This window comes from Paenibacillus sp. FSL R7-0163, from assembly GCF_037969975.1.
GTDB lineage: Bacteria > Bacillota > Bacilli > Paenibacillales > Paenibacillaceae > Paenibacillus_AQ > Paenibacillus_AQ odorifer.
Genome location: NZ_CP150224.1, coordinates 4,560,014 through 4,573,643 on the forward strand (window position 1 = coordinate 4,560,014; position 13,630 = coordinate 4,573,643).

The window sequence follows — 13,630 nt, forward strand, 5'->3', positions numbered from 1 at the left end:
GGAGGACGGGTACGTGGCGATAATGACCAGATCCACATCATCACGCTCTATCAAGACCCGGTAATCCGTGCTCCAACACTCAGCTCCGTATTGGCTTGCCACTAAGGAGGCCCTGTCCCGGTTCCAATCCGCCACGCCGATCAACCGGACCCGCACCTGTCGTGATATCGCGTCCAAGTGGAGAGAGCCCATATAACCGCAGCCTATCACGACCGCCCCGTACCTTTTCATGATGCATCCATCCTATCCTTCTCACTCGCGGAGGTTATTTTATGTTGATCCAAGCTCCTTGTTGGGAGAAACCGAAGTCTCCTTACAACGTCTAGTCTTCTTGGGCATTGATGATTTACCATTCTTCATGCATATACTTCTCTTACATTTGTACAATACCGGGCTACTACAGAATAACCTGCATCTTGTTATGATACCTTGTCACCTTTATTATATAAGAATGATAGATATTTTTATTTAGCAAAGAAAGTTACTTTTTGCACGATTCCGTTATTCCTTCTAATTCTATGTAGGGGAAGGGCTCGGTTCATAGGTTCTTTCTTCTATCGCTTGCCGCAAGGTCTGCCATTTTTGTACGATGTATGCGGAACTTCAACCCTATAGATCGCCAATGCTGGGCACACATAAAAAAGCAACTCCCTTTTTGCAAGTCGCTTTTAAAACACTCTATAGTGAATCTTAAGTTATTATCTAATATCCTCACCGCTTCGCCTTATAAAACTCATGATACAGCTTCAGAGCCAAGGATATCGATAAGTGTAATTTCATTACCTTCCTTGTCTGTCCCAATCGGATCGTGCAGAGATACGTCTTTACGTGTTTTCTTGAGCGAACGCAGGTGCAACAGGATTTCGTTTTCAATACAACGAGCAGCAAATGTGGCTAGTTTGGTTCCTTTGTTCGGACGATAGCTCTCGATGGCTTTAATCAAGCCAATGGTTCCATGGAGATTAAGTCCTCCATGTCTTCTCCGGCATTATCGAATTTTTGAGGTTGTGGACACGATACGATGTCAAAATCCACTTTCTTGATAGAAAAGCGTTGATAGAAGTATGAAGGTCTTACCGGATGGATGGCTCTTTTTTTGTTATTCATTGTCCTTTTTTTAATAGTCACTTCGTTTTCTTAAATTTTCACTTGATATCAACAACTTAACAGTTGAAAGACATGATATTTAACATAGTTTGAGCATGTTTACAGTCACATCCGGGAAAGAATTAGCTGTGTTACGATATATCTTATTACTCTAGAGGAGTATTAATAATGTCAACAACTTGCAAAAGAGGTGTGTAATTGAAACTTCCAACAATCCAATTCGGACATATTAAATCGAGAGTTCCTGTTATTCAAGGTGGAATGGGTGTAGGCATATCCTTAAGTGGACTAGCCGCTGCTGTAGCTAATGCAGGCGGGATCGGCACCATCTCTGGTACAGGGATCACTCCTGATGAGCTGAGAATGCATATTCGCAAAACAAGAGAACTCTCTAAAGGAAATGGCTACATCGGTGTGAATGTACTATTCGCAGTGAAGGACTTTGCCGAAAAAATGAAGATTGCTTTGGAGGAAAAGGTTGACTTTATTATTTCCGGAGCCGGAATTTCTAGAGATATTTATGCTTGGGGTAAAGAATATGGTACTCCTGTCGTAACTATTGTTTCATCCGCCAAATTAGCCCGAATTTCCGAAAGACTTGGTGCCTCCGCAGTCGTTGTGGAAGGGTTCGAAGCTGGAGGCCATTTAGGTACAGACAGATCCATGTTTGATATCCTTCCTGAAGTCTTAGAGGCCGTTTCGATTCCTGTTATTGCTGCGGGTGGAATTCTAACAGGGGATGATATCGCAAAAGCCCTTCGGATCGGCGCATCTGGTGTTCAAATGGGTACCCGTTTTGTGGCTAGCCTTGAGTGTGATGCTCCCTTAGCCTTCAAGCAAAAGTACGTAGATGCTCAGCAAGGAGATACTGTCCTAATCAAGTCTACTGTGGGTCTAGAAGGTAGAGCGATTCGGAATGAATTTACGGACCGGATCAGTAATGATGCCAAATTAAAGATAGTCAAATGCTATAATTGTCTAAAGGTTTGTTCACATCGCTTCTGTACAATGGAATCCCTGCTCACTTCCCTTAGAGGAGATGTTAAGAACGGATTGGTTTTTGCTGGGTCCAGAGTTCATGAGATTAAAGAGATTTTGTCCGTACAGCAGATTATCGACAATTTAATGGATGAGTATCAAGGGGCACTGAACCCGACAACTTAAGGTTGTTATAAGATTCAAAAGCACGATTAACCACTTAAGCAAGCTTGGGATTTCCGAGCATAAGTGGTTTTTCATTTCGCTTGATACTCAAATTTAGTTATATTTAATAAGCTTTTGTGTTGTATTTAACTAAAGATTTCCGTACCTTTCTTTTTAATTGCAACAACAGCTAAATATCTTCACAGCCAAAATGCAATATGCCCAATACCCAGGATAATCGCAAAAGATGACTGGATATATGTACTCTTCAGAGCACCACTTAACAATTTGCCCTCTCCCTTTCTCATGTATTTTTATGAGTTGGTTTAATACAAAAATTCGCTGAACTATATCTTCTCTAAAAAATTCTAATATGGTCCTTGAAGCTTTCTATGTATGCCGGTTAACGGATACTACCTTGTGATTATGAGTTTACCGCTTAGCCTATAAAACTCATGATACAGCTTCATCAGCGCTCTCTTCTCTATCCTCGAAACATAACTCCGCGAGATCCCCAGCTCTTTGGCAATCTCCCGCTGTGTCCGCTCTTCTCCACCTGTATCCAATCCAAACCGCCCAACCACAACTTCTTTTTCCCGGTCATCCAGAATATCAAGGTTACGATATATCTTACTCTTTTCGATCTTCAGATCGACTTCTTTAATGACATCATCAGCTTCGGAGCCAAGGATATCGATAAGTGTAATTTCATTACCTTCTTTGTCCGTCCCAATTGGATCATGCAGGGATACGTCTTTACGTGTTTTCTTGAGCGAACGCAGGTGCATCAGAATTTCCATCTAAATGTCATTAGTGCGCATATTTTAAAACGTAAATATTTCGACTGAATCTTCGTAGACCCTGATTTCTCTAACGACTTGACGAATCAAATCACGTTTCTCTTCAAAAGTAAGTTCTGCCTGACCTTTAGATAAGTAATGTTGAACAGCTTCCATCAAGACATGAATGTTGTACTCTGTATTTTGAGCTGAATTTAACATATGGCTCAATTCAATCAATTGAGCATTTAGACCTTCTTCTTTCTGCGTAAGCTCCTTCAATTCTTGACGAATATCTTCTTCAGCAATACCATCTTCACTAACAGCAAAGAGTTTAATTAGCTTCTTTCGTGCGTTTTTGGTTTTCCCAATTTCCTTTTCAATCCTCATAATCTCAGCAGTTTCAAAAGGCTCCTTGGTCTTCTCTTCCTGCAAAGCTGCAGCGATTTCATCGGGATTGTTTAACCAGGTTGTCACTTGGTCCCAAACCTGTTCTTCTATCAGGTGAGCCTTAATTCTTCGTCCACATCCCTTTGATTTGGCTCCTGCAGTGTTCTTAATGTCTGTATATTCCGGTACTTTCTTTCCCCAATTGTTTGACAATCGTCCCGTCATGGTATTGCCGCAGTCCCCACATCTTAACAAACCGCTCAATAAATATGGGTGTTTGCTTTTTTGAGCCCATCTCCTTCTAGACTCCGATAATAATATTTGTGCATGTTCGAATTGAGCCTCGTCTATAAGTGGAGGACAAGGAAGAAGAATCCATTCGTCTTTAGGTCTCTCTTTCATAGGAATCTTTTCTTCATCGTTCCTGTGCTTATTCCCTAACATGCCTTCTGTATTCCAGCGATTTTGATAAAATTCACCGATATAGGCTCGGTTCATAATGATTTGTCTTACTACTTGGCGATGCCACATCGAAGCCCCTCTTTTTGTGGGTACTCCTTTACTGGTTAAGTATAAGGCTATACCATTCAGTCCTTGAACAATTGTATTGGGTTGTGTAAACAAATCAAATATTAGTCTGACTATAGCAGCCTCATCTTCATCAACAAGAAACTGTTCTGATTCCTTATCATAACTGTAGCCGTAAACTTGAAAATCACGCAGCACTCTTCCTTGCCTTGCTTTTTCTTTTCTCCCTCGGCTCATACGTTCTGTTATCTTTGACTTCTCAAACTCCGCTATAGCTCCACGCATAGAATAAAACAAATTTCCTTCAGGAGTTTTAGCATATTCACCATTAACAAAAACAAGTTCTATCCCTCGCCGGTCAAATTCATCAGTTATGATCAGTTGGTTCATTAACTTTCGAGACAATCTATCCGGGTCAAGACAAATAATCTTATTAATAATTCCTTCTCGAATATCATCCCGTAATTTGGTTAATGCCGGTCTATCCAAAAATTCACCTGATACCCCATCGTCCACATATTCCTTTACCTTATTCGTTCCCGCTTTCTGACGGCATTGACGAATTTGATCGTTCAGGCTGAACCCGTGCTTCGCCTGCTCCTCCGTACTCACTCTGGCATATACAGCTATCACTTTTCTCCCTCCTGAACTTCTCTAGAAGGTAATCATAACAGGCATTACGTGCTCTGTCATTGGAATCGCCTACCACAAGTTTCACATTCACCCGGCATCCCCTCCTTGTAGAAGGATATGCGTGTACTGCTTGGACACTTGTTAAATAAAAATGACCTTGAACATATGCTTGATGTTCAAGGTCACAACTACTTTTAAACCGATCTTCAACTCATTCACTTAAAGAAATAATATGAATCTTTCGACATTTCCAAGCTTCTATTCATCTTTTACTTTTTTTAGAAATCTGTCGATACTGTATTTGATTTGTTCCTTTACACTCCCTCCTAATCACATATTCCCATATAAGAATGTAGATTTGCTGCATGCATCGTTCAAGTATACTTCGCATTTAATATTTCCAGATAACCAGCTTAAGGTTATTGAAAACCCAAATATATGTTATACCAAACCGCTAACATAAATGGTGTCAGCCGAAGATGTCTAACTTCTTGCCTGAAACAATCGGGATTGCTGCTATCTTCGATAATTTCTTTTTCCTCTGTATCAATCTCTAGCGATTCGTATTTGACCTTGTAATTATAATTTATGTGAACCGAATAACAATCCGGGTCAATAACAGCTGTTTTATGAATTCTTTTCATCACATCAAATAACTCAATTCCATTAAATTCAATTTCCTTAGCATTCCAACCATCTATATCATAGTAATCATTGCAACATACAAATATAGGTAATCTCAACCCATTGTATTCCACTAATTTTATACGAAATGGTAACGCATTAAGCCCCTCATATCCACATTCTGCAGAAAAGCTGCATTTATAACCATAACCAAACAATGTGGTATTAAAGTCCTTAATAAATCGGAGTATCTGGTGGTTTAATTCGTCCTCACTCAAAGAAGCAAGATTGGACGCTTGCTCACATAAGAAACTCCACTCATCTTGTTTGATCCGAGGGAATGGCTTATAGTGATAGGGATATTGATCTAGAAGCGACACCCTTGCTTTTTGTTCCGATAATAAAGTCAATTTTCCGGCATTTTTTCCAGTAACCCAGTATTCGAGAATCGAACATATGCTTTTTTTATCTCGTTTTGAGCAAAGAACATAGAGTTCCGTAATATCATTCCCCATCAATTTCTCGATACTATTCAGTGATACTAACTGTGAAATGTTATGTTTTGTAAGTCCAATAAGACAGGATGATTCTTTCTTAACATCCACAAAATATATATTGCTAACTTTAGCGTATAAATTTTCTGGTTCAATTGGGAGTATTTTAGCAAGATCTTCCGGCATAAATAATTCAAAAGTTTCCAATGAATCTGGACGCATGTTGAGTTCGCTACAAAGTGAATTAATATCCAGCTTTTCAAGTAGTTTCGGATGTAATTTCGATAAAGAACTCAGTACATCTTTAGTATTTTCTTGACCATATAGTAACGATAAATCAACTACATGATCCCAGTCCTGGAATAACTCATGCTTTCTTAGAGATGAATAATAACTATAATTCAACTCTTTGATTTTCAATGAAAGATAGTATCCTTTTTCAACTTCAAATGAATTTGCATGTTGAATCAATTCATTTAGTCTGCGATCAAATGGTACAATGCTGTTGAAATATTGCTTAATAAAGAATTGCGAAATAAGGTAATGTGGTTCGCTCCACTTTGGGATTAACTTCATGACCTCAATTAAATCAGAAATCCCATTTTGAAAGTTGAAATTATGCAGACTATACTCTTTACTATCAACTATACATTTATTAGGTTCCTTAAATTCGAGACCCATTCTAAGGTTACCAATGATCTGCAGTAAAGTGCTGAGTTCTTGTGTTGTGTTTATCGTATCTTTCTTATTTAACTCACCAAGCGACTCTAATGCAATCCATTTTTTATATTCTGACAACTCTGAAACAGGTTGAGCATAATGTTCAAACAAGTAATAAAATGCAGTTATTTTTTCCTTATAAGTTTGTTGTCTAATGTAATAATCTTCATGGTTATTAGCTTTTTTAGAATTATAATTAATTTCAAAATTATATTTAAAAGCCTTAGGTTCCTTAATTCCACGCTCATAAAAATATATCGTATACTCATATGTTACACAACGTTGCCCATCATACGGGTTATCTACTGGTGCCCGACAATAAACTAAAAATGCATACTCCCAGTTCAATATTTCCCAATTTCTATCAAAAATACTTTTTTCGTCGAAAGACTTAATTGTTCTTATCATTCTAGTCTGAGTCTTAACGATAGGAAATGATTGGTTACCAACTCTAATTTCACTTTTACTCAATAGGTAATTAATTGACTTAGCATTTTTATCAGTGTTAAATTTATACATAAAATTAAACATAAATTGAATCAGGTATGAATATGAGTAAGGATTTTCCAATATATGATACAGTGTATTTTCATTAAAAACAGACTCATTCTGAATCATTTCTGATAAGTCTCGTACAATAAAAGACTCAATCAAACTTGGATCACGCAAACCTTTTCTATCCACACCCACGTATTTGTTAGGGACGCTTATGAAAAATGCAGAGTGCGACTCACCTTCTGTTAATTCATATGTAGAAAAGTAACGAAATTTTTCACTTTCCAAGTATTTACTTGAGTCTTTATTAATTCTTTGTGGAACAAGATATGAAATACCACTATCTAGTGAATCAAATGAGGTAAACACTAAGTATTCTTTTCCATCTACTTGGAGAGAACAACTATCTTTGGAATACGAGAATAAATAATTTTGTTTAATACCTGTATTCAATTGTACCGTTAAAGAAATTTTCTTTATGCCTCGATTCGCAGCTTTTCTCAAAGCAAAGAAGAATTCGATTATATTTACATAATCACCTTTCTTGATTAATAACATCTCGAAATCAGTATGAATTGCATTAAATAAAGTATCTTCTAGTAATTTAAGTTGTATTGTAGTCGAAGTTTTATTCTCATTTGTAGACTCCACTTTAAATCTTTCGGGATTAATTGCGAGATATGTTTCTTTTAGAGAATTGGTTTTTCGTTCAATGCAAATATCGTACTTATTGGTTCCGTTAGTGCTTTGTAATACAATTTCATCGGTATGATAAAATACACCAAACTTAGCTCCGATGCCAAATCGTCCTTCATGTAGCCCCTTCTCTTTTTGACTCTTACCTAAATACAAGTATTTCAGTAAACTATAATTGTCAAAACCTAGTTCGTTATAGGATAAAGATATGATGTTATACTGGGTTTCTTTGGAGAACGCTACTTCTATTTCTATTGTTTCATTTCCATACTTGCAGTCAAACGCATTTTGCAATAGTTCTTTTATTATAGAACGCTGACTGTATTCGCCGCGTACAGCTTGCTTCGTCGAATCAATAACGGAATAGACATCCAAAAACTCTTTACTGAATGTATCCCCATCTAGCAAGAGACTTTGGGTATAACTACTCAATTTTTCATCAAGTTCCGGCGATTCTTTCTTGTTTAAATCCAATGTATTCATCTCAAATAAATCCATTAGAAGCACCCAACTTAGACTTCCAGGATCAGGGCTTATATATTGTTTATACAAACCTTTTAATTCTTCTTGCCATGTCATATTACTCATTCCGCCTTTCATTCCAACCAGTAATAAACTCGGAAAGATTCATGCTAATATATCGATTTTTGAGTAAATGTTTATAGATATTAATCAGAGTTGCTGAAAGAAATATGCTATTATCCTCTATGTTAACTAGAAGCTCACCTAATTTTTTGAAATTCACATTATTGTTCTCGCAAATTTTTCCACATTCCAGTTGAAAGCTTTTAAGTTCATCTTGAATTTGCTTCACTTCTGAATAAAGTTTGGTCATTTCTTCATTTGGATTAGGAACAATTTTTTTTGCCAGATCCTTAAGAGTAATGGGTACTATGTTTTCTAGTTCGTCTTTATAAAAAATCGCATTATCAGTCTTAATTTTTCTTTGGAGCCCAACGGCTTCAACAAACTCTGATATTGTCATTTCATTATCTAAAAACATTTGACATAAGTTATCGTTACCTAACACCACAGCTAATGATTTTAAGTACTGATTTTGCATGTGACTCATTATTTCAACAAAGGTTACTTGTGAATCGGAATCCCTTGTTTTAATAATTTCTTGATAAAAAAGTTGGCATTGAAAAGTATAATCTTCATTGACTCCAAGAACTTCTTCAATGTAAGCGTACATCGCTTCTAGTGAAATATCCCAATCCACATTACATTTCTTCTCAATATCAAGAAATGTTTTAACGAAAGCAAATCGCAAAGCGACTACATTAATGTCATTGCTAATGATATCAATAATTGTATTCTTGGATGGAATGGTGTCCAAAATACTCCAAACTAATTTTGTCACACAAAGATTAATAAATGCACTGTCAAGCGCAGCATATTCCACATTATTAGGCTGCTCTTCACAAAAGTAAACCATATGCAAGTCATAATGATCTTGACCAGTAATACGATCAATTCTACCAAATCGTTGTTCTATATCAGCGGGCGTAAACGGTAATTCATAGTTAACAATGTGATTAAAAGTGGGTAAGTTTAGGCCCACCGTCGCTAACTTATCTATGATTACAAGAAACCTGACATATTCATATTCACCAAGATTGGTTTTCATCGTGCCAATTCTGGCGAGAACTTGCTTTCGTTCTCCAATCTCATGTGTATCCCCTGTCATGCCAAGTACTCCGTCTTTACCAAATTCCTTTCGAAGGGCAGCACAAATATATTCCACTGTAGCCTTTCGGGTACAGAATATAACTGCCTTCTCATTACTTTTCACTTTATCTTTTAGGTATATAAGACATTCACTCAACTTAGGGTCAATATCTATACTATTACGGAAAACCAATTGATGAATATTCCCGATAGCTTGGTAATAACCAAACCCATAATATCCTTTTAAGTGTTCCGTAATGGCTTTCCAATTTTCATGATTAATATTGTATGTCAGTCTATGAATGACCCTGTTTTTAAAATAATGGGCATCAGAGTCAATTTGTTCTCCTACAACATTTGCTTTACATAGACGAATTATTTCTTTAAAATTTCGAGAAAACGGATTTTGGGGATCGAGAGATAATAACTTTAAGCCAAGATATTCCTTGGAATTATCAAGCGTTGGCAAAACCCTTCCTTTCTCTTTTTCCTTTTTCAATAGAGTGGCAACAAGCTCTAACTCAGTTTCTAATTCATCTATTGCATTTTTTATAGGTGTCGCACTTAAAAAAAGAACCTTTTTTGCAGAATAGTTTTTCCTGATAGTCTGGAAACGAGAAGATGAGGTTCCTTTAAATTCGTGAGCCTCATCAATAACAATTAGATCCCACCATGAATCACTTGATTGTTCAGTCACCTCATTTTCCTGTGCTAATCTATTTAACCCTTCATTCGGCCTAGACGCTTTCGTACTTGCATCTGAACCTGTAATAAGTAGATTAGCTATACGAGGGTCACAGCTAAAAAGAGAACCCTTGATTCCCTCAACAATCTTAAAATCAAATCCAAATTTTTGTAAAAGTTCACTGTACCAATTGTATGTAATGCTTTTAGGACAAATTATCAATATTCTTGCTTTAGGGTTATCTTTAATGATGTTCCAAATAGCTAGTCCAGTTTGAATTGTTTTCCCTGAACCAACCTCATCAAATATATATGCAAAGCCGTTTCTCTCCAATCTTGTTATTACGGCATATTGCAGAGGCATTAATTCAATTTCTGATAAGGGCATAAGTGTACTTCCAGTTCGCATAAGTTCCTCCTACGCAGATAATTTCGAGTTCATTTACGTGGTGGAAGCTTAGTCACTCATTTAAAAGGTCTTCCACCACTTTTACTGAAACTCTGGTATCTTAGTTATTTTCACTCCAATTAATTCACGTATTCCCGCACAAAATTTTTCTTCAGACAGGGTCAATCCTTTAGTCGGCTCTCCCTCGCTTAGTTCTCCGTTCACCCCATAAAAATACAGATCGCTTTTCTGTTGAAAAGAACTCCAAGGATTCCCCATCTGATATTGACGAATTTTAGCTTCACTTTCATCAGGATACACTAGAACTCCTGGAACAGTATTGCCCGGACTAGAAAAGGCATCCATATACGCATGAATTTGATAAAGGTCATTTCGCTCCAAACCGGTTGGCTTGGATAGACTTGCAAACGTATGCTTATATTTAGCGTCCACGACGGCAAGTACTTGTTTTGATAAGGGATTCCTCAATAAAATATCCGGCTTCAAGGCTGCTAATTTGTGCCCATCCATGTTTTGAAACAGGTGCCCAGATGCCTCTCTCTCCCGCCCTGTATGGACAACTTCAACTCCTGCTACAGTAGTTTTTAACAAATGGTACACATATAATTCCCAAATCTCAGCCATATCTAGCAAGGTTCCTGTTATCTCTTGGGTTCCTGTCGAAGTAGCACCGATCGATTTCTGATGTAATATCTTCAACGATAATTCTACGACTGAACGATATGACTCCAGGATCGCAGTATATTTTATCTGAGGTAGTTTATTTGCCGCAGTGAAGTTCGATAAGCTGCTTGCTGATGTTTGAAGTAGAAGCCCGATAATCTCCCTTCCTTTATCAGAAAGCCAAGTGCGGTCATCACCATGACCCAGCTCTTTCTTAATTTGGCGGTAAGCTTTGCTGAGAACATTGGAAATAGTAGGATGAATGACTTTGGTTCTAGATAAACTCACGAGACGATTTGTCCCTTTCCCTACCTCAAGTGCGGTTTCCATTACTTTCATACGACCGCGCAGTGAAGGCAGTTTCAAAGTTTCCTCTATGCGGGTATAAGGTAGACCGTGCTTGCTTCCACGCATAAGCTGATCACCCCAAATTCGAGCAATCAGCTCCCACAACCACATGTTAGATCCACGATAAGATCCATTGCTCTGAATCATACGCACTCCCCAAATCTTACTGATCCAGCGATGGAATGAGCTTTCATAACGAGGTATGATTCGCAGCGTTCTCCCCTTGTAGCTGATCTCCCCCACATAACGTCCCGCATACCATTGTCCATTGCGGAATTCGATAATTGGCTCTTCATCTGCTATTTTCCCAGTAAGACGAAAGGTGAAACGTTCTTTGTCCAAATTACAGCATAAATCCTGTATCCATAGCTTCTCATCGTTATGTCTCAGCTTGATCTCAGATAAATCTTTCGCAATAATCTCTATATTTCCCTGTGAAGTTCTCATACTTGCCCTTTTAGAAATATGTCTTTCGCCTGTTGCATTAACAACTTTCTTTCGTATGCATCTGCTCCAGACAGATATTGCTCCAATAATGGAGCTAGCGAATAATTCCACAACCCAGAAATTGGTCCACGACCCTGCCCTTTTCGATTCCATAAAACCTGCTGAACTCCGGGTTGAGAATAAATGTACTTCTGTGCAAAAGAAACAACATCGCTGAAATAAGTATGACCAATGACGTAGAGTGGTCCCATGAGTTCATGATTAGCTATTAATGTATTTATCCGGACACACCGATCTGCGAGTTCTTCAAACTCCTCCTCTACTCGGCTCCATTGTCGGGGTTTACCATACTTTTGCGGCCATCGTTCCCATTTAGTTTTCACCAAGGATATTAAGTCTTCACGTTCAAACCCCCGGAAAAACCATAAAAATCTGCGGCGAAGTGCAAAATCAACTTGTTCCAACGATTGGTCAATCAGATTCATGGTCCCAATTATATAAAGATTGTCAGGTACGGCAAGCGAAAATGAGTTCCCATCCTGTCCAGCTAGCAGCACTTCACTTTCCCGATCTTCCAGCAAGGAGAAACACTCCCCCAGCACCCTACTTAAATCCGCACGGTTCATCTCATCCAGAATGAAGACAAAAGGCAGGCCTTTACCTATTCCGTTTTCCGCTGCCTTCACATCTTCAAGGACTTGCATGAATACACCATTTTTGTAAACGGTCCGATTCTGTTCAAGCTGCATTCCTCGAATGAAATCTTCATAACCATAACCGGGATGGAATTGTACACGCCGAACCCTCTGCTGCAACAGTTCATCTATGTTATTCTGATTCTTAAAAAACTTACCCGCTCCCCACTGACGCAATGTCTCCTGCCGAATAAAACGCTCTGCTAATTCTTTCGCTTCATGGGTTTTCCCGGTTCCTGGAGGCCCATATATAACAATTTGCTTTTTGATTTCTAAACCTTGAATCGGAAGCACATCTGTTTCATGATCACCATAATCCCAACACTCCATGAGAGGACTTCGATAAAAATCAAGATCCGGTTCACAGAGAATTTCACTTAATTGTTTTCTAATTGCTAGGATACGCTCATCTACATCTACAGGGATAGAATCCTCATCCAGCATATCCAAGAAAGCCTCGACTATTTGTTGTTTATGACTAGCACTCGCCATTCGCTCATACAGGTCAGGATAAAACAGATGCAAAAGAATATGGCGGGAGAGTGGATTCCCTTCTTCCTTAAGTTTATCTAACAAACCGCGAACTTTTAGATGATCTGCTGCAAGCTCTTTCCTCTCTTCTTCTGACATTTGCAGCATAGTATCAGCAAATATTGCTATGTATCGTATCTCATTATAGCGTCTTGTATTGTAGGCTATTCCCGGTCCACCGATACCATGTTCAAGAGCAGTTAGAGCATTATTCTGATCATCAAGTAATAGGTTCGCAAAAGAGGCTATTGTCTTAAGCAGTTCTTTCTTCCTGCGATAGCTTATGCTGGATGGGAAAAGCAGATACAGGTAGACCAGTTCACAAGCGAGCTGCACAACCTCTGATTTCTGGCCACTAAGTTGTCCCTTCAATTTCGTTTCGAATGCTTCTGTTGATTCATCGGTATTATCAATGAAACAAGCTCTAAATGCGTTCAAATTATCAGTAGTCCATATCTTTTCCGATGGCCAGAGCAAAGATGACCCATCCATAAGACTTTTTTCTTTCCATTCATTCGCGTAGCGATAGACATCTGAAGTATCCCATTCTTTAAATCTTGCCATGATTTTTAA

General features: G+C 38.1%; 7 protein-coding genes and 2 pseudogenes. 1 reads left to right on the plus strand and 8 read right to left on the minus strand.

Features of this window, described 5'->3' with window-relative positions; all coding sequences use genetic code 11:
• Positions 1 to 79: 79 nt before the first annotated feature.
• Positions 80 to 238, minus strand: a complete 159-nt coding sequence (locus NST45_RS20170) for a hypothetical protein (protein WP_248547758.1) — start codon at positions 236 to 238, stop codon at positions 80 to 82.
• A 504-nt stretch (positions 239 to 742) separates the two neighbouring features.
• Positions 743 to 1,002: pseudogene (locus NST45_RS20175) on the minus strand (sigma factor); the annotation flags it as partial.
• A 303-nt stretch (positions 1,003 to 1,305) separates the two neighbouring features.
• On the opposite strand from NST45_RS20175, the gene NST45_RS20180 reads away from it, so the two are divergent.
• Complete coding sequence (locus tag NST45_RS20180; protein ID WP_076098918.1) at positions 1,306 to 2,271, plus strand: nitronate monooxygenase; 966 nt, start codon at positions 1,306 to 1,308, stop codon at positions 2,269 to 2,271.
• A 392-nt stretch (positions 2,272 to 2,663) separates the two neighbouring features.
• Here NST45_RS20180 and NST45_RS20185 read toward each other — a convergent pair.
• The 6 genes and pseudogenes from NST45_RS20185 to NST45_RS20210 form a co-directional block, all read right to left on the minus strand.
• Positions 2,664 to 3,047 (minus strand): annotated as a pseudogene (locus tag NST45_RS20185) (sigma-70 family RNA polymerase sigma factor); the annotation flags it as partial.
• Between the two features lie 27 nt (positions 3,048 to 3,074).
• Positions 3,075 to 4,580: a recombinase family protein gene (locus tag NST45_RS20190; RefSeq protein ID WP_081388048.1), complete on the minus strand. Its 1,506-nt coding sequence runs from the start codon at positions 4,578 to 4,580 to the stop codon at positions 3,075 to 3,077.
• Positions 4,581 to 4,999: 419 nt separating this feature from the next.
• Complete coding sequence (locus NST45_RS20195) at positions 5,000 to 8,188, minus strand: ATP-binding protein (RefSeq protein WP_076141163.1); 3,189 nt, start codon at positions 8,186 to 8,188, stop codon at positions 5,000 to 5,002.
• Between the two features lies 1 nt (position 8,189).
• A complete protein-coding gene (locus tag NST45_RS20200) occupies positions 8,190 to 10,373 on the minus strand; it encodes a DEAD/DEAH box helicase (protein WP_076141162.1) in 2,184 nt (727 codons plus the stop codon).
• Between the two features lie 81 nt (positions 10,374 to 10,454).
• Positions 10,455 to 11,831 carry a hypothetical protein gene (locus NST45_RS20205; RefSeq protein WP_076141161.1) on the minus strand — a complete coding sequence of 459 codons (1,377 nt, stop codon included), beginning with the start codon at positions 11,829 to 11,831 and terminating at the stop codon, positions 10,455 to 10,457.
• Positions 11,828 to 13,621, minus strand: a complete 1,794-nt coding sequence (locus tag NST45_RS20210) for an AAA family ATPase (protein ID WP_076141160.1) — start codon at positions 13,619 to 13,621, stop codon at positions 11,828 to 11,830. Before NST45_RS20210 ends, NST45_RS20205 begins: the two co-directional genes overlap by 4 nt.
• Between the last annotated feature and the right edge of the window lie 9 nt (positions 13,622 to 13,630).

Bases quoted from the DNA above. Each gene is read 5' to 3' on its own strand.
- NST45_RS20200 (WP_076141162.1), bottom strand. From the start codon at position 10,373: ATGCGAACTGGAAGTACACTTATGCCCTTATCAGAAATTGAATTAATG.
- NST45_RS20195 (WP_076141163.1), bottom strand. From the start codon at position 8,188: ATGACATGGCAAGAAGAATTAAAAGGTTTGTATAAACAATATATAAGC.
- NST45_RS20205 (WP_076141161.1), bottom strand. From the start codon at position 11,831: ATGAGAACTTCACAGGGAAATATAGAGATTATTGCGAAAGATTTATCT.
- NST45_RS20210 (WP_076141160.1), bottom strand. From the start codon at position 13,621: ATGGCAAGATTTAAAGAATGGGATACTTCAGATGTCTATCGCTACGCG.
- NST45_RS20170 (WP_248547758.1), bottom strand. From the start codon at position 238: ATGCATCATGAAAAGGTACGGGGCGGTCGTGATAGGCTGCGGTTATAT.